Raw genomic sequence first — 22,480 nt, forward strand, 5'->3', positions numbered from 1 at the left:
TTAATTATATTTATGAATTTATTACTACAATCTTCTCAAAATGTAGCTACTGCACATAATAGAATAAAACAATATCTACATTTAACTCCAATAGTTCACTCTGAAAGCTTAAATGAGATGCTCGGTCATGAGATTTTTTTTAAGGTTGAATCATTACAAAAAACCGGTGCATTCAAAGTTAGAGGAGTATTAAATCATTTATTGGAATTAAAAGAGCAAGGAAAATTACCTAATAAAATAGTCGGTTATAGTACGGGTAACCATGGGATTGGTCTTGCTTATGCAAGTAAATTATTCGGTATTAAAACAAGGATTTATTTACCGTTAAATACTTCAAAAGTAAAGCAACAAGCAGCTCTCTATTACGGCGGTGAAGTTATATATACAGATACTCGACAAGAAGCGGAAGAAAGAGTAAAAGAAAATGAAAAGCAAGGATTTTACTATATACATCCTTCCGATAGTGATTCTACAATAGCAGGAGCAGGCACGTTATGCTATGAAGCATTACAGCAGCTAGGCTTTAGTCCTGATGCTATTTTTGCCTCTTGCGGTGGCGGCGGTTTAATTTCCGGCTCATATCTTGCCAAGGAATTAATATCACCGACAAGCTTGTTAATAGGTTCAGAACCGCTTAAGGCAAATGATGCTTATTTATCGGTTAAAAACGGCTCAATATATAGATTTGATAATGCACCGACTACCATCGCAGACGGTCTTAAAACCTTGAGTGTATCAGCTCGTACATTTGAATATCTGAAAAAACTTGATCATTTTTATTTAGCAGAAGAATATAAAATATATTATTGGACGGCGTGGCTTACTCATTTACTTAAAGTTATATGCGAGCCGTCAAGTAGTATAAATATGGTTTCAGTGGTAAATTGGTTAAAAACACAATCCAAACCTCAAAAATTACTAGTACTAATCTCAGGCGGTAATATCGACCCTATTCTCTATAATGAATTATGGAAAGAGGAGTATTTAACCGTTCCACCAAGCATTACTCACTAAAAATAAATATCGTCATTGTGAGAAGAAACTGTAAGTTTCGACGAAGCAATCTCAGGATATTTGACGAGATTGCCACGCAGCCTACGGCTGCTCGCAAGGCATTGTTGCGTGGACCGTTTTATGTCATTCCCGCGAAGGCGAGAATCCAGCATAAAGCGAGATAAATCGAGCTTTTAATTTCAAAAATTTGCTGTATTTATACTTTTTTTCTGGATTCCCGCTTTCGCGGGAATGACATATGATGCTTTGCTCAAGCCACGGAACACAACTTCCTCACAATAATATAGACTTTCCAAATTATATTAAAATTTAACCCTTACTTCTTACTGCTTCTTGATTTTTAGTAGAAGTACCAGGAGTAGTTTGCGGAGGTTTTATATTAGAACTTCTTAGTTTTATTAAATCTTAAAATATGGTTTTATCAAATGCTAGTTTTGTATCTTGTCCTAAATTGATATGCAAATTATCTACTAATTTTTGTATATCTTTATTTTCTACAACTTCACTAATAATTTTACTGGCAAGTACTTCAAGCGTACTAGTGATATATTCTTCAGATTGTAAATATTGTTGAATAGGATCGGGAGTAACAATATTTTTATTCAAAGTATCTAATCTACTATCTACGTCTTTTATATCAACTATTTTACCTTTTACTGCAGCCGATATCTTAGTTACTTCATCGTTTTTTTTAATTTTTTCAATAGTATCATTTATATTAGTTATAATCTCTGCCATATAATACTCATTATTAAGTTATTTGATATAATGTAACCAAGTTATCAAACTTCTTAAAAATTCGCAACTATATTATCATATAAATCATTATTTACTATGCCCTGACTGTTGTCCACTCTCTTTACTTTTATTAAGCTTATCAACATGGGAGATAGGGGTTGATATAGAAGACTTATAGCTTTGGGATATTGTTTTATTTTGCTCTTTACCTTGCTCTTTTTTTGCTGTTGTTACGATATTGATTTCTTTATTTGGTGCTTGTTTTTCTCGTTGTAGTTCTTCCGATAAATTTTTCATATCTATATATGAACTATTACTTTTTTCAAAGTTAGCAATTGCTTTATCTATATTTTTTTGAGCATAATCCGTACCGGTAAAAACTGCTACTATTCTTTGCCATAGCTTAGGTTTAGCTACTCTTTGTAATTCTAATGCTATACTTTCTCCCCATCCGTGTTCAGTTAAATATCCAGGATTTAGCTCTGATAATATTTTTCTAGTACCGTTAACAAGTGCGGGGTTGCTGCTCTCAAGCAATGGGGTAAAATACTTTTCGATTTTAATTTTTAAATTATCATTTGCAAGCTTACCATTATTAGGATTTAATTTATTATCTATAGCTGAATATGGATTCTCTATGGTTACTTGTTCTGCTTCCAGCATATTTTTATTCATTGCTTCTTTAGCTTTATTAGCAGCTTTAATAGCTTCTTCTGCAAGTTGATCTGTTTTTTCCGGAATTACTGCCGGCTGAAATTCCCCATTAACAAGCTTCTTACTTTTATCACCTTGGGTAATAAAATTCTCATATTTTTTAAGTGATTCGACAGAAACCTCAGAGTCTTTTTGCAAACTTTCTAAAGCTTCCTTGATAATGCTTTGAGCATATTGTTCTCTAGAAACATGTTCACCGTTTAATTTAACTATTGCTTCTTTTACTGCCGGTATGGCTTTGCCTAAAATTTCTTGTTCTTCCAAACCGGTATAAGACAAATTATCAAATGCCGTATTCTTTTCTAAAGGTAGTTCAAAACCTTTTAAAGAAGCTTCTAAATTTGCGGCTGCAAATCTCATTTTAGCTTGTTTTGTCGGTGATACTTCTAATTTTATACAAGTTTCTAATTGCTTATTAATTTGATCAGTTAATGAATCAATACCTTCAGAAGATAAATAACCTCTAATTCCCTCTTTTCCTTGGGCTACCGCTCCAAGATATGCATCATAACTTGTTAAAATTTTATTTATAGGATTGCTTTCAGTGATTCTGCTACTATATGTATCTACTGCACTAATTACTGAAGTAAGACCAGACATTATTTCGTTGGCATTTGGCATATCATTTCCTCTATTAACCATTATTTAGATTTCTTGTCTAACGTAGCTAATAAGGAGGAATTTGAAGGAGACCCTTCACCTCGAACCGCAGCGTACATTTAGTACGTGAGGATTCGAGTCTAGGCTCGACGTACAAATTACCCTTAGAAGCAAGTTAATGCAAGAAGTCTATCAATTAAATTAGATAATAATTAGTTAAAGTATGCAAACCATTTTAAAATTTATGAATGAAAATTAATTAAAACTTATAAAAAGAATTGTATCTTTTCATAGAAGAGGTCCTGATCGTAATTTCATCAGGGATTTCGGTTATGAACCTTGAAGGGTAAGAACGGACTATTTCATAAAATATTTTTCGGCTTTCCGCATGGGTAATGTAGAGGTCTTTTTTGGCCCTCGTAATGCCGACATAAGCAATGCGGCGTTCTTCTTCTAAGCCTTTTTCACCGTCTTCGTCTAGAGACCTTTGAGACGGAAATACTCCCTCTTCCCAGCCCGGTAAAAACACCACGTCAAACTCAAGCCCTTTAGCTGCGTGCAGGGTCATTATAGTAACAGAACCACCGTAATTAGTTTCAAGCACTTCGTTTTCCATAACTAAACTTGAATGTTCGATAAAATCATGAACATCGTTAAATTCGGCAATAGCTCTAAGCATTTCGTTAATATTTTCGATTCTACCGAATGCTTCTTCGGTCTTTTCTTCTTGAAGCATTTCAAGATAACCGGAATCATCAAGTATTGCTTTAACTACGTTTATTGGAGCATCTATACTAAATCTTTCGTGCCAATTATCGATTTTAGTAACCAAATCTTTTAGAGTTTCATATGGTTTTGCTTTAATCTCGCCCATTTCCAACATTTCTTTAATGGCTGCGAAATTAGAAATATTTCGCTCAAGTGCATAGACTCTAATTTTATTTAAGCTAGCTGCACCTATTGCCCTTTTCGGCACATTTATAATACGCTCAAGTGCTAGATTGTCATTTTGATTTAAAGATATACGGATATAAGCAAGCACGTCTCTTATTTCCATACGTTCATAGAACCGCAAACCTCCTATAATTTTATAAGGCATAGCACTATTTATAAACGCTTCCTCAAAACTTCTTGTTTGAAATCCAGCTCGTACTAATATTGCAATATTGCCGGCATTATATCGGTCTTCTCTCACTAATTTATCTATTTCGCCGGCTATATATCTTGCTTCTTCTTTATCACTCCAACAAGAGATAATTTTTATCTTTTCACCGCTTTCCCTATCCGTCCATAACGTTTTACCGTGACGGTTTTTATTATTATTAATAACATTGGAAGCAGCAGCAAGTATAGGCAAAGTTGATCTATAATTCTGCTCTAATTTAATAATCGTTGCACCTGCAAAATCTTTTTCAAAGCGTAATATATTACCGACTTCCGCTCCTCGCCAACCATAGATAGATTGATCATCATCCCCTACACAGCAAATATTTTTATATAAACTTGCGAGCATTCTTGCCCATAAATACTGGACAACGTTAGTGTCTTGATATTCATCGATTAAAATATATCGATATTTTTCCTGGTAATATCTTAGTATTTCAGGATTTTTAATAAAAAGCTCATTATTATAAAGTAGCAAATCTCCAAAATCTAAAACATTAGAAATAAGTAAATTTTTCTGATATTCTTCGTATACAAGTTTTGCCACCCTCTGCAACGGTAAATTAGTATCTGATGCTGATAGTTTACTTGGTAATAATCCTTGATCTTTCCATCTCGAAATTATGATATGTATTAATTTAGGAGCATATTTTTTAGTATCGATATCTTTTAGTTTTACTATATCCTTAACTAGTTTTAATTGATCATCATGACTAATAATAGTAAATCTATTATTTAAACCAAGATTTAAATGCTCAATTTGGTCACGTAATATCCTAGCTGCCATTGAGTGGAAAGTGCCTATATTAAGACCGTAGCAATTAATTAGACTGTTAACTCTTTCAACCATTTCTTTAGCAGCTTTATTAGTAAAAGTAACGGCTAGAATATTTTGAGGTGAGGCTAAATTTTGGTGAACAATATTAGCTATTCTTGAGGTAAGTACTTTTGTTTTACCTGTCCCTGCACCTGCAAGCAATAAAAGCGGTCCTTCAGTATGAAGAACTGCTTTTTGCTGTTGTGGATTTAATGTATGTATGAAATCTTGATTTTGCATTTGTTTTTAAAGGTGTTGTGCTATGACTTATGATGTCATTCCCGCGTGGGCGGGAATCCAGTAAGACATATAAAAACTTGTTTTTATATGTCTATTTTATCCATAATATGTAATTTTATATAAATATTAAAGTTATTTTTTCTGGATTCCCGCCTACGCGGGAATAATATTGAAGCATTTAAATATCATCTAATTCTTTTCAGATTTTTAATAATATAAGAAATAGTAATTATCGGACTACAAATAATTATTTTAAATAACCTAAAATAAGAGCTTAAATTTCTATCTTCAATAAACCAATTATATAAATCATTTATAGGTTTAATCTCAGCAGGAATAATATATTTATCTTTGAATAATTCTTTTAAAGCTCTTTTGGCCTGTTTTGCTTCTATTTTACGCTCTATTGTTAAGCTTTGATCATGTACTCGGTAGAAATATAAAGATTCCGGTATATGAGCAAATTTCGTAACAAGTCCAAAACGAAGCCAATATTCATAATCATCCACCAACTGCATATTTTCATTATATCCCCCTATTTGTCTTGCTAAATCGGCTCTATATAAGAAACATGCACCGACACAATCTCTAATCGGTAAAAACTCAGGCGGTTCTTGATAAAGTCTTGCACCTATACTACCTTGCTCATCGATTAAAGTATAATCAGTATATACAAGCCCTATCTCAGGTGAATTATCAAGTGTCTTAACCATTTTTTCTAAAGCATTTTCATGGAAAAGATTATCATCTGAAGTCCAAGTAAAATACTCCCCCTTGGCCTCTTTAAAAGCAACATTCAAACTTGCCGGTAATTTTTTATTGGTCTCGTTTACTATTACCTTAATACGTGAATCCTGCTCTGCATATTTCCTAGCTACTATAACGCTACTATCTTTTGAGCAATCATCAATAATAATAAGCTCAAAGTCTTTAAAGCTTTGATTAAGGCAGCTCTCAATAGCAAAAGGTAATAGCTTCTCCCTATTATAAACCGGTAAAACTATTGAGATTTTTAGAGTGTTAGTACGCATCCCCCCTAGAATATCAAGTTTTTCTATATATTGAATTACGGTTTCTTGTAATTCGTCGGAATAATAATTATGCTCAAAGTTTAATAATGTATTACATAAAGCATTATTAAGCTCTTGAGGTATTATAATTTCAATCTTATTAAATTGTTCAATTAGTCGTACTATAGGATCAAAATATTCAATTGAAAGCGGTATCTCTTTATCTAACAATTCAGCAAGATTATTAGATGTTATGTGTAAGTGGTGATTAACTTTTTCTTTACCTATTATTAAACAAAGCGGTTCATAATTATCAAGTATAAGGTTAATTTCTTCAATTTTTCTTTCAATATCATTTATAGGAACAGGAATAATTTTTATTCATAATTATTATTTCATTGTCATACCGTGGCTTGATATTCTAGTATACGAACGTTCAAGATGTCATTCCTGCAAAAGCAGGAATCCATAAAACTATTCAATTAAATCTTTCCATTCAGGGTTAGTTTTTTCTATCAGTTCAATTTTCCAGCTACGTTTCCACTTTTTTAAATTTTTCTCTCTAGTAAGTGCTTCTTTAATATCGGTAAATTCTTCTGTATAAACAAGCTTTGTAATGTCATATTTTGAGGTAAAACCTTTATTATTTTTTGTTTATGTTCATAAATACGACGTATTATATTATTAGTAATACCAATATATAAAGTGCCATGCTTATTAGAACATAATATATATACCCAATACATTTTTTGTTTTTAGTTTTCTTTTATGGATCCCTGCTTTCGCAGGGATGACATCGAGTGAGACGCCTCTTAAGTTTATACCCATGTGTGACCAATGGAATTACATAAAAGAAACCATGCGGGCATTCTTAATTCTGTAAGTTTATATATTTCGTATTTAGATATTCAAATATCCCTTCAAATGAGCCTTCAACTCCAAAGCCTGAAGCTTTACGCCCTGCAAAAGGTGCTTTTGCATTTCCGGGCAATGAATGGGTTATTAATTGAAACCATACCAAAATCAAGCCTAGTTGCTATCATTTGTGCCACAGATATATTATTTGAATATACATATCCTTGCAAGCCGTATTCGGTATTATTTGCACATTCTATTACTTCATCCAAATCTTTAAATTTATAGCACGCAACCACCGGACCGAATATTTCTGTTCTAAAGATATCCATATTATCCAAACAGTCAATAATAATAGTAGGCTCAATAAAATTATCAACAGCTTTACCGCCGCAAATTAATTTAGCTCCTTTATTTTGTGCATCAGCGAGTAGCTTTTGTATTTTTTCTATGGCAGCAGAGTTAATTAACGGACCTATATCTGATGCTTTATCAAATCCGTCACCAGATTTAAGCTTAGTAAATTTAGCCTTTAGAATTTCTATAAATTTTTCATATATAGATTCTTCTATAAATATCCTATTGGGTGAAGTACAAGACTGCCCGCTATTTCTAGTTTTAGCGATTACTAAATCACTTGCTACTTTCTCTAAATTATTATCTGCCGTTATAATGAAAGGAGCATTGCCGCCAAGTTCCAAAGATAAACGTTTTAGAGTATTTGCGGCATTTTGATATAGAATTTTACCGACATTTGTAGAACCGGTAAATGATAATTTCCGAAGCCTAAAATCTTCACAAAAAGACTTACCTATAACATCCGAATCACCGGTAATCACGTTAAATACTCCGGCGGGCAAACCGGCATCGCTTGCAAATTTCGCAAGTATTAAAGCTGATAGAGGCGTAAGGCTTGACGGTTTTAATATAACGCTGCAGCCTGCAGCTATTGCAGGCACTACCTTACGAGTAATCATTGCATTTGGAAAATTCCAAGGAGTTATAGCCGCAGACGGTCCAACCGGCTCATATTGCGTAACAATTTTATGAGCTTTACTACTGCCCGGTTTAATGGTCCCGTGAATATTATGTATAACATATGTATACCAATCAATAAAAGATGCTCCGTATAGAATTTCTTTTTTGGATTCAGAGAGTACCTTACCCTGCTCTAGAGTTAATATATGACTTAGCTCATCAATATTTTCGATTACTAAATTATACCATTTTCTAAGAATCGCTATTCTTTCTTCAAACGAACTTTGTGACCATGAAGAAAAAGTTTGCACCGTATTATTAATTGCTGAATTAATCTCAGATAATCCTAAATTCGGAACTGTAGCAATTTCTTTTAAGGTCGAAGGATTAATAACGGATATTTGCTTCCCGAACTCTATAAATTCACCGTTTATATAATTCTTTCCCGTAATATTTTTAAGTAAGTTCATAAATTTCCTACTGGTATTATTGTGCGGATACTAAAATCGTCATTGCAAGGAGGCGTTGGCGTTGTTGCGTGGCTCGGCTTCGCCCTTGTCATCCCGCGACTTGATAGTGGGATCCAAAAATATAACTTAGAGTACTGCTAATTTTAGTATTTTAAGCTGGATCCCGCGATCAAGTCGCGGGATTGACACCCAGCAGGTTTTTTGAGCCATGCAACAATCCTTTTAGTCGCTCGCAATGACGAAAAAACTGTTACAAACTTATCTTAAAATTATCCGCTAATACTAGCAAGAGAAATATAATAATTAAGCTACTTCATCGTAACAACTTCTTACTACGCCGGCAATATTTGTATCAAACTCTTCTACTCCAATCGTGAATTGTTGACCGTCTTTAGAGAACGTAATTTCTTTATCGGTATCTACTTTATCTCCAATAAAAACATCACCTTCTTGTACTCGTGTTATTAAATTTAATTGTTCTCCTAATATTTTCCAAATAACCATCTTTTGCTCAATATTGTCAATATATTGTTCAAGCTGTTTCATGCCGCTTGGATCTCTTAAACTAATATGAGTAAATCCTCCACGCATTGCAATTTCTTCAAAAAATTCTTTATTGTAGTTCTCACCAAATCCTACCGCATACATATTAAACTGAGGGTTTTGTATTACAGTGATTGCAGAATCTATAACCTCTTGTTGTGTTGTATTACAGTCAGTTCCTTCGTTTTTTCCATCAGTAAATACTATAATAGTAGAATGTATATCTATTTTTTCTTTCAATAATTCTAAAGCATCTTTGACGGTACCATATAATCTTGTATATCCATCGGCATTTAAATTTTCTACATATTTCTTAATATCTTCAATAGAATTTTCCTTATCACAAAAAGATTCCATGTTAGATTGATCATTAAATGAAACTATATTAATTTTCCAATTAGGGATCTCAACTAATTTAGCTAGTATCTTTTGTATATTATTTTTATAATCACTAAAAGTATATTTCATACTACCGCTAATATCTATTAATAAAGTAATTTCATGATTATTATTAGTATTTAGATATTCCGGGTCTTTAGAAGAAAACATAATAGGAAATTTACCGTCTTCCTGCCAGACAAAACCGTTAAATATCGGAAATAAATATTTTAATAAATACTGCTTATCAAGGATAAATCCGCCTTCCAAATTAGAAGCGATAATAGGTGGTTTACCGTCAATTTTATAAGCTTAAACGGCTTGCATTGCTGCACCGTTATTTAGAGTAAAAGTTAAGCTATTATTTTCTTTATGAGAAATAATTTGGGATATTAATTTAGAAAATTCAGTTTAGAAAATTCAGTAGGTGGATAGGTATAATCTGTAGCCGGTGTTGCTTCACCTGTTAAAATTTTTGATAATTTATTTTCATCACTTATAACGGCTTGTAGTGTCTCAAGTTTGGATTCATCCATTTTATGTTTTATTGGATTTCCACAAGAGAGTTGAATCTCGGCAGTTAATAATTCTTTATTAAATTCAGCTTCTAATCTTATTGTTTCTAAAATTTTAGACAAACCATACTCTGTTATAAGATCACCATCTACTAGCTTATAAAATAACTCTCCTATTTCTATATCTGAAGTATCTGCATTATTATATAGTTCAGATTCTACTATATTATCCTTAAATAAAGCATGTATCACATTCTTCTTTAATTCATCAGGGGATGCTAATAATGTACGAAAATGTTCTAAGTCATTAGAAGTTGTTTTAAAAATAACTTTATTATCAGTTACCTTTGTAACTCCTATTTCTGCTCCTATAGCTTTTAAAAAAATTTCCCATTTTTTCTCTGAAGTTAAGTGCTGTGTAGGCATAATTCCTCTCTATTTTATAAAATTAGAAAGAAAGATTATATTGCTATAATTTTTAATACAAGAATTTATTAAAAAAAAATTAATGAATTTTTATATGATTATGTCTTTTTTTTAGGAATTTTATTATTTATTCAAAAATTTCTCTACCTCAAGAGCAGCCATACAGCCACTACCTGCAGCAGTTACTGCTTGTCTATAAATTTTATCCTGAACGTCACCGGCAGCAAAAACCCCTTCTACGCTAGTTTTAGTTGTACCTGACTTCGTAATTATATAATTATCGTCATCCATTGCAATTTGTCCGGTAAATAGCCCCGTATTCGGTGCATGCCCGATAGCTATAAATACACCGCTACAATTCACTAAATTAACCTCTTTGGTGTGGATATTTTTAATTTTAACTCCGGTAACGGATTTTGGTTTATCGTTACCTACAATCTCATCTACTACATGATCCCAAATTACCGATATTTTAGGGTTTTTAAATAATCGCTCCTGTAATATTTTCTCAGCTCTAAAACTATCTCTTCTATGTATTATAGTAACTTTGCTAGCATGATTGGTTAAGTATAAAGCTTCTTCTACTGCACTATTTCCTCCCCCTACTACAACTATTTCTTGATTCTTAAAAAAGAAACCATCGCAAGTAGCACATGCCGAAACACCAAAACCACGAAATTCCTGCTCTGAAGCTATACCAAGCCATTTTGCTTCCGCACCAGTACAGATGATTATACTTTCTGCTTCATACTCATTCCCAGCTCCGGTAAATACTTTAAAAGGTCTTTTTGATAAATCTACTTTTTCCACGTAATCACTAATAATTTCTGTACCGACATTTTTAGCCTGCATAGACATTTGTTCCATAAGCCAAGGTCCTTGCACCGTTTCCGCAAATCCGGGATAATTCTCAACATCGGTGGTAATTGTAAGCTGCCCGCCTGGCTGCATACCATTAATTAATATTGGTTTTAGAGCGGCTCTAGCCGTATAAATAGCGGCACTTAGACCCGCAGGACCTGAACCTATTATTAGTACTTTAGTAGTAATTTTCATAATTATTATTTGTTAATTAATTTAAATAATTCCTGTGTCATTCCTGCGAAAGCAGGAATCCAAATTTTTTGCTGTCATCCCGTGGTCAAGCCACGAGATGACAGAGGTGAAATTAATCCACGCAGAAATGACATCAAGACTTCTTCTCTAACCAAGATTTGATATAGTTAATTTCTTCAGGATTCATTAGGGAAGGAGCATGACCGGCATATTTTATTTCATAAAGATCAAAAGTTTTTGTTTCTTTCATCTTTTTAACAGTAGATTTTGTTAAAATTTGAGATTTCATCCCATGAATTACTAATATTCTACATTTTATTTTATTCCATACGGACCATAGTTTAACATCTTCTTGGTTACTAGCATTTTTCATTCCTTTTGTTATAGCAGGATCATAATTCATTTTATATTTTCCGCCAAATGTAGAAATTACGATATATTTTGTTAAATAATCCCAATCTTCTTCATCTTTAATACCTATTTGGGCATAAATAAGTTTTAAATGTTCTTTTACACTAGCCAAATCATCTAAAAGTACCGTTTTTTTAGCATAACCTCCAATTTTAATTAAAGGAGCAGCATCAATAAATGCCCCTATATCATTTAATATTAAGGCTTTAAAAATATTTTTATATTTACTGGCAAGTACCATACCTATAATACCGCCCATTGAAGTACCGAGCCAAATAGGTTTTTCAATATTTAGTCTTTTAAAAAAGAATAACGTATCTTTAATATAGGTAGTATAATTATAATGATTAGCTTTTTTAAAATTTTTGCTATCACTACGACCGGGATAATTTATTGAAATTACTCTATAATTTTTACTCAACTCTTTAGCTATTTTATCAAAATCATGAGCATTTCTAGTTAATCCGTGAGCACATACTATTATATTTTTATTTTTAGGATCACCGAATTCCACATAAGAAATTTTATGTTTCGGTATATATTGAAGAGGTAATAAATTAATATAGGGACCAATTTTTATTGAATTAATTTTCATATGAACCTATTAATACCAATTTAGAATAAATTTTAAAAAAATCATTGTCATCATGTTATTAATTTAAGTCACTTAAAAATATACTGACCATTGTCGGCATATATATAACTACAAAAAGCAAAGATAAAAACACGGTAGCTGCAACTTTCTCAGGATAAAATTTCTGTAAATTCGCTATAACTATAGTATTTGCTGCGAGTGGTGACGTAGAAAGTAGTTTTAGAGCATTATAGTAATCATTGTTATACCATTTTGTTACAAAATGATCAAACATGATAAATAACCCTACTCCCAAAGGATAGAATAAAAATTTAGCAGCAAACGTAGCAAGAGTAAATTTTATATCGACTTCAAATTTTTGTAGAGATGAGAGAGCAAGACCCACCATCACCATACCGAGTATCGAAAAAGAACCTTTCATATTATATATAAAATCATCTAAAAAATCCGGTAAAGTAAAACCACAAAAACTAAATAAACATCCCAAGAAAAAAGCATTTAAAATCGGTAATTTTACTACTTTTAATATACTATCGGTGGTATTTGCAAAACTTCGCATACAAATATAAAAGCCAACGGAACATTCATAAATATTAACTCCTATAACAGCCATCATGTAAATACTTAATGTATAATCATCGAAAAGTGCTGCAGCTATAGGCAACATAAAATATCCGCCATTTGCCGTACCTGCAGACAAAGCTATAATATTACGTGTATGATCTTGCCAAAATTTACCAAAAAAATAATAAGAAAAAAGCGATAAGAGTGTTGCAATTACAAATGTTACGACCGTAACGCTTAATGCCGAAAGTGTTAAGGTTGTACTAGCAGGTATCGTAAAAAATACTATAGGTGATATAAAATAGAATAGTAAAGAAGAGATACTATCTCTTTCAACATTTGAATATTTACCTGCTAAGAATCCTATTACTACACTTAATAATACCGAAACGGTTTTAAAAAAAACTATACTAAAGATTATCATGTAATGAGCTAAAGATATAATTACTTATAATATATGAGGTTTTATTTTTTTTCACTAAATTTTGTAAAGATTTTTATTTTATTAACTTTTAATTGAAATATAATAAATATTATGGTATTTAAGATTTGTTGTTTAATATTATATATTTATGCAAAATCTATTACCCTTATTAATTATATTTTTTGTTTAAATACCTATTCTAATCCTATGCCGCTTGGTCTTGAATTAAATAAAACTACCAATATAGATTTAACAAAAAAATACAAAATCATCAATAAAGAACCTTAATTATTGGCAAGGATATAATTATTATATAGAACCAAATGAAAAAGCTATATCTAAAGCTTTAGTAATATGTAATGATTTTAATATAATAGAAGCCGTTATCTTAACTATAGATAAAAATAAGTTTGAAGAGTTTTATAACATTTTAAAAGATAAATATAGTTTAGAAGAAGAAAATGATAAAGTAGTTACTTTCAAGGATGTTGAATGTTTAATCATACTTGAATCTTCTGAATTAAATACCGAAATGGAACTTGTATATATAACAAACGGTTTTTATAAAGAATTTTTAAATAAACTAGATAAAGAAGACAAATTAGAGCAGGAACAGATGAAGAGAGTGCTGTAGTACTGTCATTGTTGCATGGACCGGTTTTCCGTCATTGCAAGGAAACATTATTGCATGGGTCATTTTATGTCATTCCCGCGTAGGCGGGAATCCAGTAAAACCTATAAAAAACTTGTTTTTTTAGGTTTATTTTTTAAATATTTGAAGTTATTTTTCTGGATTCCCGCCTACGCGGGAATGACATAGAGTAGGTTTTTCGTTTCATGCAACAACGCCACACCTACGCAGGAATGACATAGTTAGCCACTTCGGAAATTATATTTTTTCATCAAATCCAAAACTAATTTTAATGCTTCTCTTCCCTCTACTAACTCTTTATATTCCCGTAAAAAAATTTTTTTATCGCTACTAATTCCAAGCTCATAACCGAATTTTGTATTGCGTGAGCCTAAAGAATAGCAAGTAAGGACTAAATCGCCTATTACTCCCGCCTCTAATAATAGACTTGTTGCATAACTTGCTTCTAAGGGTAATTTGTGCGTCGAGCCTAGACTCGCATCCCCACGTACTAAAGTGTACGCTGCGGTGCGAGGTGAAGTGTCTCCTACAAATTCGTCCTTAATAGCTGCGTTATCCAATAAGTCTAATATATCTGCTCTCTCTTGCATACCACCTAAAGCTTTCGATAAAATAGCAATTTCTTTTAAGGCAGCTACTATAAGCGTTGCTCTTGCATTTTCGCCCTGCTCTCTTGCTAAATCAATCCCGCTTTTAATAGCAAAAATATTTTTCAACGCTCCTGCTACTTGTAAGGTCACAATATCGCTTGTCACATTAGTAGTAAAATTTTTTGAACCTAGATTATAGGCTATCTTATTTGCTATATCTAAACTTGCAATACTTGCTGAAGCCGGTAAATTTTTAGCTAGTTCTTTCGCTAGATTCGGACCTGCAAAAAACGCTGTAGTGCTATGCGGTAATAGAGTTTTTAACCTATCTGAAAATAATTCGGTAGGGGTACGAGCAAAGCCTTTTGTTGCGATTAGAAGAGTATTGTCTTTAGAAATGCCATGAGTTTTTAATAATTTTATTGAGTCATCAAAAGCGTAAGACGGCACTGCAATAATAATTAGTTCAAAATCCTTAATTATATCTAAGTTTGTAGTAGCCCGTAAATGAGCAGGTAATTTAATATCCCCTAAATATTTTATGTTAGTTTTTTTATGTAAAATTTCTTTTGCTATTTCCTCGTCACGTAAAAATAAAGTAACGTTATTACAGTTTTGTGCTGCTAAAGAAGCAAGACTAGTATCAAAACTCCCTCCTCCATAAACCGCAATATTTTTAAATTTATTCATTTTATTTTTTCTTTGTCACTTGCAGGCTTGTAGGTATTATTGCATGACTTGTTTATGTCATTCCCGCGGAAGCGGGAATTCAGCGTAAAGCGAGATAAATCGAGCTTTTAATTTCAAAAATTTTCTGTATTTATACTTTTTTTTCTGGATTTCCGCTTCCGCGGGAATGACATCGTGTGGGCTTCTCAAGCCACAAAACAATCCATACTCACAATAACAACTCCTCTAATCCACAGCTTTCTCAAGATTTACTATTATTACAGGGGATTTATTTATTTCCTGTTTTAAAGTTTTGCGGATTGCTCCTTTTATTGCTTCGATTACTTGTTCATCCGACAATGCTTTTTTAGCCTGTTTATTTTGAATGGTAACAAGTTCTTTAATATCATTTTTAATGAGGTTAACTAATGCCATATCCTCTTTCGGATCAAGCAGCCCCGGCATAGACAGAATTGGGTTTGCAGCAAGCAGCCCTTTTTTATTAATTACTACTGACGCTACCACGATACCCGACTCACGCATACGTCTTCTAGCTTTGAAAATCGGAGATTCTACAGGGAGTAAATAATTACCGTCTACAGCTAAATAGCCGTTTTCTACCTTTGAAATTACTTTCGCATTATTAGGTTCAAGCACCACTACACTACCGTTTTCAACCTCTACTGCCTGTTTTATGCCGTTTTTCTTAGCAAGCTTAGCATGTTCATGAATATGTACAGGCTCACCGTGAACAGGTATACAAATATTCGGTCTAATTAGAGAATACATTTTTTGCAGCTCGTCAATCGATGGATGTCCTGAAACATGTACAAAATGATCACGTTCAGTAATAACTTCTACACCAGCTTTAACAAATATATTAAATAGCCTGAATATTTTCTTTTCATTACCCGGAATAATTTTTGAAGAAAAAATCATTGTATCCTTAGGAGCAAGCTTTATAGATTGGTGAGAATTACTAGCCAATTTTGCGGTTGCTGCCATAGGTTCGCCTTGACAACCGGTAGCAATTACTAATAATTCTTCTCTTCTAAATCTACTAACGTCACGTTCACTAATTAGAGGAGCAATATCTTTGAAATAGCCGCTTTCTTGAGCAGCAAGCATCATACGATGCAAACTTCTACCGGTTAAAACTACTTTTCTACCGGCCAGCCCTGCAGCATGAATTATTGTATCAAGCCGTGCTAAATTAGATGCAAAGGTTGAAACTACTACCATTTGAGGGCAGCCGGCTATGATATCTACTAAACTTTTTCTAACATCTCCCTCAGAACCTGAGCTTCCTTTATTAAATACGTTAGTTGAATCACAAACAAGTGCAAGAACCCCTTCATCTCCATAAGACTTTAGAAGCTCCTCATCGGCTTTTTTCCCAAGTACCGGATCATTATCAAATTTCCAATCTCCCGTATGTAAAATATTACCTGCATCCGTACGGATCATAATTGCTTGCATTTCAGGAGCCGAGTGAGTGAGCGGCACCATTTCTAAAGAAAAAGGCTCTAGATTTATTTTACTACCCGGTTTTACTTCATGAATTTTTATATTTTTAGCAAAATCATATTCATTTAAACGAATTTTTAAAAAATTTGCTGTGAAAGTAGTAGTATAAATAGGACATTTAAGGCTATTCCATAAATATTGGACACCGCCTAAATGATCCTCGTGAGCATGAGTTAAAATCAGACCTACTATATCTTTTTTATATTTCTCTATAAAGCTACTATCGGCAATTATCATATCAACACCAGGTAAGTAGTCATCGGCAAAACCGCTACCGCAATCAATCATTAACCATTTACCTTTATAATGGTAAAGATTAAGATTCATACCTATTTCATTAGATCCTCCTAGCGGTACAAATAGCAGATCATTTTTATGATTTTTGATGTTGAATGATGACATAATTTAACTTAATATTTATTTTATTACTTTATTCTTATAACTTATTATTAGTTAAGCGTCTATACATTAAAAAAGAAATTCATATAATGAATATAAATAAAATAGCATTGATTTATAACCAAAATTCCAAACATCTAGCTATTATAGAGGAAATAAAAAAACTCTATAATTATTGTAAAATAGAGGAAGCAGAAGCAATTATCGTAATAGGCGGCGATGGAGAATTACTACATAATATTCACCGCTATATGAATCTTAATATCCCTTTTTATGGGGTTAATTTAGGAAGTCTCGGCTTTTTAATGAATCCTTTAGATATCAAGAATTTATTACAAAATATACATGAAAGTACAGTTTCTATTCTAAATCCTCTTCTTATGCAAGCTGAAGATATAAGCGGTCAAATATATACCGCACTTGCTATTAACGAAGTATCGATATTTCGTAAAACTAATCAAGCTGCTAAATTTAGAATAGACGTAAACGGAATAGAGAGGATGAGCGAATTAGTAGCAGACGGAGCTTTAGTTGCAACGCCTGCCGGAAGTAGTGCTTACAATTTATCTGCCGGCGGTCCTATTTTACCGCTTGAATCAAATATGCTATGCCTAACCCCTATCTGCTCTTTTAGACCTCGTAGATGGCACGGTGCTTTACTACTTTCATCTGCTACAATTAAATTTGAAATACTTAATACAAATAAACGACCGGTAAATGCTACTGCCGACTTTCAGGAGTTTAATAATATCACGAATGTTACCGTTAAATCTACTAAGGATAAACCTATCAAACTGCTTTTTAATAAAAACCATACGCTGGAAGATAGAATTATTAAAGAGCAATTCGGTGGATAATTATTAAAAAATATTAATAATTTTTTGACTAAGAATTAAATTAATGTATGATGCCTTGTTAAAAATAACTAGGCATTATATATGAAATCAAAAAAGTCTTCTATTAACTTTTCTGAAAATAACCATATTTTATGGTTACCGCTTGAAACTCGCAATATTACCTTAAATACAGCTATAGAATTATACTCAACAATAGTTAGAAGTTTTGACATAAAAAAAGATTATTTAAAAACTATTGAAGAAATAAAAAACTCAAAATTAGCTTCAGAATTTGCTAATTTAGCAATTAAGAGGATAAAAGAAATAAAAACCCAAAAAAAGCTATTGGAATGTGTATTAAAAAATTACAGTTACGAAGAACTTAAAAATCATGAGTTATTTAAAGATTATGAGATTAGTGAATATAATTCTTTAATTAATAAAAATTCTAAAGTAGAAATATTTTTTGAATACAAACCTAGCTCTAATTCTTCTAACCCTATTGCTAAAATTATCAATAAATTTATCGCTAAGGAAAATATTTTTCGTTTAGCCGTAATAGAAAAGAATATTTCATTAATGGAAGAAGTAGCTACAGATACACTTAAATCAGCACCTATAGTTTTAAATTTACTTAAAACTATAGGAGAATGGTATCAAAAATATCTAAATTGTAAAACCTGAATTTCAACCTGATATTATTAAACAATTAGCAAATATAGAAGATTTTGCTATTTTAAGCCCTTTTTCTGAAATATTGCTTACTACCAAAAAATATGATGAAATAATAACATTACTTGAACCACGACTAGCAAAGCTAGTAAACAATGAGCAACAAAAGGAAAGTAAAGTCATCTATTTTTGCCGTTATAATCTATCGGCAGCCTATAATAATACAGGAAAATTGTCATTAGCCGAAGAGCAATTATTACGCATTTTAAAGGATCGACCAAACGATAGCGATTCAATTTATAGCTTATTTAATATTTATTTACTTAACGGAAGAGGAACAGAAGCAAAAAATTTAATAACAAATGCTCCCAAAGATATAAAAATTTTGACAGAAATGAGTTTTAATTTAGCTGAAATTGCTGAAACTAAATTAAATCTAATTAACCAAGACAATTTATCTAAAGATAGTAAAGAACAGTTTCGATGTTTTCAATATATTGCCAAATACAATAAATATTCTGCCTCTGAGAAAATTTTGAATGAAGAAAACCTAAAGGATGAGTTAATCGAAATTAGCGACTCTATTGGTAGTTCTATATTACTATCTACAACAGCCTTATATACCAAACAATATGAATTAGCTAAACAATTTATACAAAAAATACCTAAAAATAAAATAACTCCATATCTCAGTAATATCTTTCAGGAAATAGAATTTTTATTAAATCCTGAAGAATATATTAACCAAATTCATATAGAAGCTCTTGTTAGCAACCTTAATTTTTCACAAGCACAAGCTATAGAAAAAATTAATAAGATTATCACTTGTTTAATCGCAATTAAGAAATACGACTTAGCTTTAAATAAAGTTGAGGAAATTTTACAATATGATAATAAAAATCAGGAAGCCATTGAAAATGGACTCACAGCTGCAAGGCTAGCTAATGCTCAAGAAAAGATACAGGAATATATTGGCTTATTATCACTTAAAGAAGAGCTAGAGCAGTATGAAAATCAAAATCCTATAGAAATTCATGAATATTATCAATCAATAAAAAATGCACATTTACTTTATACTATCGGGCAGGTTATTCCTAGTTATAGCAGTTGGAAAGTTAATAAAGAAGGAAAAATTACAAGTAATAACACTACTCCTTTAGGCAAATATCAAGGACTTGAATGTTATGGAAGAATTAGTGAAAAATTACAAGAAAAATTAGATAAGAATCAATATAATAAATTTATAGATGCCTTAACGAAAGGTATAATACATAACCCACAAGGTAAGAACGGCGTTAAATTTATCGGTAAAAAAGCAGTTGAAATTAAAATTGACGGTGACCAGCGTTTATTTACAAATATATTACATTCAAACGAACAAGGTGAATTACTGATAAATTTTGATCATCAAGGGAATCATAATGATGTGATAAAATTCGCCGGTGAACATCATCTAGAATTTCACCAAGATTTGTTATAACTTTAATTGCTCTTTAATAATTCAATATTAAAGAGCAATTTGGCGAATGATTATTAAGATATAATATTTAATTATATTATATCCCCAACTAGTTCTTCCCCTAATAATTTTGATAATTCATATTCACTTGCTTCAGTCCAAGTTACAGGCGGCTCTTCATTCGGTAAACCAGTATCGTAACGATCATTAAATACTCTGACGGCTTGTTGAGTAATTTGATCAAAAGTACTTGTAGATTCTACTCCATAACCATATGCTTTTAACTTTGTTTGTAAAGTATCAACTTGTTCTCCAGTACTATCAGGACTTAATAATACTTTACTCTTTTGATCTTGCGTAGTCTCAAAATATCTACCAAAACCAGCTTCAGCTAATTCTTTCCAAGGAAATTTTGATCCAGGAGCTATATGAGCATTTTCTTCACGGTTTACAGTTACTTCACCAAGACCGACTAAATCATGCTTTAAATCTAAATTCGGATATCTTGTTGCTATATCTGCAAGAAAGCTTTTTAATTTCCCTATTTGCTCTTTAGAAAAATCGTTTTTTGCATCATTAATAAGCATATTCCCAATACCAAACTTATTAACACCTACTTCTCCTTTCCAACTACTCTTGCCCGCATAAAAAGCTTGATCTATTAAATCGTTATGATATTGATATTGCGTTCCATCCTTATCAGTTATGTAATGAACACTTGCACCTCGTGCTTGTAAGGCTTCAAGAGTGGAATTAATATTATCACTTACAGAATAAGTAATAACTACACAGTTAGGTTTTACTCCTTCCGGTCTTGGAGCCATATTTACCGTTTGGGCTATTTGTGTTACTGATACCGTTATTATTATCATTTGGCATAATATTTACCTCATATTTTTTTAATAAAAAGTTCAACCATTGAACTATGGCACTGTTAATTATTAGTATTAATTAATAACTAGGTCAAGAAATAATTAATTTTTATTAAGTAATTAGATAGGTAAAAGCAATAATATTTTACTCAAAAGGTTGGCGTAGGTTAATAGCAGCAGATAAGGTACCCTCATCTAAATAATCAAGTTCACCTCCGATAGGTATACCGCTAGCTAGGCGAGAAATTTTGGCAGGATGTTCTTTTAAATATTCAGTAATAAAATACGCAGTAGTTTGACCTTCTAAAGTAGAATTAGTAGCAATAATAACTTCTTTAATATTTTCTGCAAAACATCTTTTAAGTAGTTCAGGTAACCGAAGTATGCTAGGATTTTGCCTACTAGCTGCCGATAAATTATGACCTAGTACGTGATATAAACCTTTAAAATTACCGCTACGCTCCATTGCCCATAGTTCAGCTACGGTTTCAACAACAGCAATAACCGATTTATCTCTATATTCAGAAGAACAAATACTGCAAATATTTTCCGTATCCATATTACCGCAAATCTCGCATTTTACTATTTTCTTATATATCTCTACAAGGTTATTAATCAGGCTTTTTAACCTAACATCTTTGTCTTGTAGTAGATAAAGCACTATACGTCTTGCCGACCTACTACCAAGCCCAGGTAATTTTGAAAAAAGATAAATTAGCTGATCTATATCATTTGTGTTGTTGTTCATATATTAAGATTTGATTACGACGGTTCCGGCTATTTTATCATGTAATGCTTGTTTTTTAGAAGAAAAAAGTATGAAAAAAATACCGATAGGAAAAGTCATATACCCTAAAAATCTTTTAATTAACTGCTTTAAAGTCGGACGATTTAATGTTACGGCATCTACGACTTTCATACGTAGGAACATTTTACTAAGCGTTGCACCTTTATAATACCAAAGCGTTACGAAATATGAGCCTATTACTAATATATTAGTAGCAAAAATTGAAATATTAAACAAAATATATTTATTAAAATTCCCTGCTTTAAGATATTCATAAAATTCCTGACTCATAACAGAGTTAAACATTTCATTGGAATTATGAAGATTAATGTTATTACTAAGGAAATAATCATTAAAGAACAACCATAATAAATTAAAAGAACAAAATTGTGATATTGGGATTGCTATAAAGGCAAATAATGATAAATCAAGTGCCGTAGAAAAAATTCGTGCTATAAAATCAGGATAAATAATTTGCTTTTTCATTGCCGGTTACTTTATTTTG

The 22,480-nt window shown here is 31.8% G+C and carries 18 protein-coding genes and 6 pseudogenes; 7 read left to right on the forward strand and 17 right to left on the reverse strand.

Annotation, left to right across the window (positions count from 1 at the left end; genetic code table 11):
- Nucleotides 1–12 precede the first annotated feature (12 nt).
- Complete coding sequence (locus AC5587_RS05135; protein ID WP_499162012.1) at nucleotides 13–1,014, forward strand: serine/threonine dehydratase; 1,002 nt, start codon at nucleotides 13–15, stop codon at nucleotides 1,012–1,014.
- A gap of 17 nt (nucleotides 1,015–1,031) precedes the next feature.
- Nucleotides 1,032–1,178, forward strand: a complete 147-nt coding sequence (locus tag AC5587_RS05140) for a hypothetical protein (RefSeq protein ID WP_499162013.1) — start codon at nucleotides 1,032–1,034, stop codon at nucleotides 1,176–1,178.
- 265 nt (nucleotides 1,179–1,443) lie between these two features.
- Here AC5587_RS05140 and AC5587_RS05145 read toward each other — a convergent pair.
- Nucleotides 1,444–1,752, reverse strand: a pseudogene (locus tag AC5587_RS05145) (hypothetical protein); the annotation flags it as partial.
- Between the two features lie 87 nt (nucleotides 1,753–1,839).
- Nucleotides 1,840–3,087, reverse strand: coding sequence for a hypothetical protein (locus AC5587_RS05150; RefSeq protein WP_499162014.1), 1,248 nt, complete (start codon nucleotides 3,085–3,087; stop codon nucleotides 1,840–1,842).
- On the opposite strand from AC5587_RS05150, the pseudogene AC5587_RS05155 reads away from it, so the two are divergent.
- A pseudogene (locus AC5587_RS05155) lies at nucleotides 3,079–3,242 on the forward strand (palindromic element RPE1 domain-containing protein); the annotation flags it as partial. The gene AC5587_RS05150 and the pseudogene AC5587_RS05155 sit on opposite strands and share 9 nt — an antisense overlap.
- Nucleotides 3,243–3,325: 83 nt before the next feature.
- On the opposite strand, the gene pcrA reads toward AC5587_RS05155, so the two are convergent.
- The 9 genes and pseudogenes from pcrA to AC5587_RS05200 all read right to left on the reverse strand — a co-directional run bounded on the left by pcrA (nucleotide 3,326) and on the right by AC5587_RS05200 (nucleotide 13,512).
- The gene (pcrA, locus tag AC5587_RS05160; protein ID WP_499162015.1) at nucleotides 3,326–5,287 is read right to left on the reverse strand and encodes a DNA helicase PcrA; all 1,962 of its coding nucleotides are present in this window, start codon (nucleotides 5,285–5,287) and stop codon (nucleotides 3,326–3,328) included.
- A gap of 185 nt (nucleotides 5,288–5,472) precedes the next feature.
- Nucleotides 5,473–6,318, reverse strand: coding sequence for a glycosyltransferase (locus AC5587_RS05165; RefSeq protein ID WP_499163003.1), 846 nt, complete (start codon nucleotides 6,316–6,318; stop codon nucleotides 5,473–5,475).
- 453 nt (nucleotides 6,319–6,771) lie between these two features.
- A pseudogene (locus AC5587_RS05170) lies at nucleotides 6,772–7,043 on the reverse strand (GIY-YIG nuclease family protein).
- A 125-nt stretch (nucleotides 7,044–7,168) separates the two neighbouring features.
- Nucleotides 7,169–8,600 (reverse strand): annotated as a pseudogene (locus AC5587_RS05175) (NAD-dependent succinate-semialdehyde dehydrogenase).
- A gap of 303 nt (nucleotides 8,601–8,903) precedes the next feature.
- Nucleotides 8,904–9,791, reverse strand: coding sequence for a VWA domain-containing protein (locus tag AC5587_RS05180; protein WP_499162016.1), 888 nt, complete (start codon nucleotides 9,789–9,791; stop codon nucleotides 8,904–8,906).
- A 122-nt stretch (nucleotides 9,792–9,913) separates the two neighbouring features.
- Entirely contained in the window at nucleotides 9,914–10,462 is a 549-nt protein-coding gene (locus AC5587_RS05185; protein WP_499162017.1) for a hypothetical protein, read from the reverse strand.
- 123 nt (nucleotides 10,463–10,585) lie between these two features.
- Nucleotides 10,586–11,518, reverse strand: coding sequence for a thioredoxin-disulfide reductase (trxB, locus tag AC5587_RS05190; protein WP_499162019.1), 933 nt, complete (start codon nucleotides 11,516–11,518; stop codon nucleotides 10,586–10,588).
- 133 nt (nucleotides 11,519–11,651) lie between these two features.
- Nucleotides 11,652–12,524 carry an alpha/beta fold hydrolase gene (locus AC5587_RS05195; RefSeq protein ID WP_499162020.1) on the reverse strand — a complete coding sequence of 291 codons (873 nt, stop codon included), beginning with the start codon at nucleotides 12,522–12,524 and terminating at the stop codon, nucleotides 11,652–11,654.
- 58 nt (nucleotides 12,525–12,582) lie between these two features.
- On the reverse strand, nucleotides 12,583–13,512 hold the full coding sequence (locus AC5587_RS05200; protein ID WP_499162021.1) for an AEC family transporter: 930 nt from the start codon (nucleotides 13,510–13,512) through the stop codon (nucleotides 12,583–12,585).
- Nucleotides 13,513–13,623: 111 nt separating this feature from the next.
- On the opposite strand from AC5587_RS05200, the gene AC5587_RS05205 reads away from it, so the two are divergent.
- A complete protein-coding gene (locus tag AC5587_RS05205) occupies nucleotides 13,624–13,800 on the forward strand; it encodes a hypothetical protein (protein ID WP_499162022.1) in 177 nt (58 codons plus the stop codon).
- Nucleotides 13,801–14,400: 600 nt separating this feature from the next.
- Here the strand turns inward: AC5587_RS05205 and AC5587_RS05210 are convergent.
- The 3 genes and pseudogenes from AC5587_RS05210 to AC5587_RS05220 all read right to left on the reverse strand — a co-directional run.
- Nucleotides 14,401–15,444, reverse strand: a pseudogene (locus AC5587_RS05210) (NAD(P)H-dependent glycerol-3-phosphate dehydrogenase); the annotation flags it as partial.
- 57 nt (nucleotides 15,445–15,501) lie between these two features.
- On the reverse strand, nucleotides 15,502–15,633 hold the full coding sequence (locus tag AC5587_RS05215) for a hypothetical protein (protein ID WP_499162024.1): 132 nt from the start codon (nucleotides 15,631–15,633) through the stop codon (nucleotides 15,502–15,504).
- A gap of 36 nt (nucleotides 15,634–15,669) precedes the next feature.
- Nucleotides 15,670–17,352 carry a ribonuclease J gene (locus tag AC5587_RS05220; protein WP_499162026.1) on the reverse strand — a complete coding sequence of 561 codons (1,683 nt, stop codon included), beginning with the start codon at nucleotides 17,350–17,352 and terminating at the stop codon, nucleotides 15,670–15,672.
- 86 nt (nucleotides 17,353–17,438) lie between these two features.
- Between AC5587_RS05220 and AC5587_RS05225 the strand changes: the two genes are divergently transcribed.
- The 3 genes from AC5587_RS05225 (at nucleotide 17,439) to AC5587_RS05235 (ending at nucleotide 20,337) form a co-directional block, all read left to right on the forward strand.
- Entirely contained in the window at nucleotides 17,439–18,206 is a 768-nt protein-coding gene (locus AC5587_RS05225; RefSeq protein ID WP_410527135.1) for an NAD kinase, read from the forward strand.
- 81 nt (nucleotides 18,207–18,287) lie between these two features.
- Nucleotides 18,288–18,869: a hypothetical protein gene (locus AC5587_RS05230; protein ID WP_499162028.1), complete on the forward strand. Its 582-nt coding sequence runs from the start codon at nucleotides 18,288–18,290 to the stop codon at nucleotides 18,867–18,869.
- 73 nt (nucleotides 18,870–18,942) lie between these two features.
- A complete protein-coding gene (locus tag AC5587_RS05235; RefSeq protein ID WP_499162030.1) occupies nucleotides 18,943–20,337 on the forward strand; it encodes a tetratricopeptide repeat protein in 1,395 nt (464 codons plus the stop codon).
- Between the two features lie 71 nt (nucleotides 20,338–20,408).
- Here the strand turns inward: AC5587_RS05235 and AC5587_RS05240 are convergent.
- The 3 genes and pseudogenes from AC5587_RS05240 to AC5587_RS05250 all read right to left on the reverse strand — a co-directional run bounded on the left by AC5587_RS05240 (nucleotide 20,409) and on the right by AC5587_RS05250 (nucleotide 22,461).
- Nucleotides 20,409–21,195: pseudogene (locus AC5587_RS05240) on the reverse strand (N-acetylmuramoyl-L-alanine amidase).
- A gap of 138 nt (nucleotides 21,196–21,333) precedes the next feature.
- Nucleotides 21,334–21,936, reverse strand: coding sequence for a recombination mediator RecR (gene recR / locus AC5587_RS05245; RefSeq protein ID WP_499162031.1), 603 nt, complete (start codon nucleotides 21,934–21,936; stop codon nucleotides 21,334–21,336).
- 3 nt (nucleotides 21,937–21,939) lie between these two features.
- Complete coding sequence (locus tag AC5587_RS05250) at nucleotides 21,940–22,461, reverse strand: RDD family protein (protein WP_499162033.1); 522 nt, start codon at nucleotides 22,459–22,461, stop codon at nucleotides 21,940–21,942.
- Between the last annotated feature and the right edge of the window lie 19 nt (nucleotides 22,462–22,480).

This window comes from Rickettsia endosymbiont of Hedychridium roseum (assembly GCF_964028255.1).
Taxonomy (GTDB): domain Bacteria; phylum Pseudomonadota; class Alphaproteobacteria; order Rickettsiales; family Rickettsiaceae; genus Rickettsia; species Rickettsia asembonensis.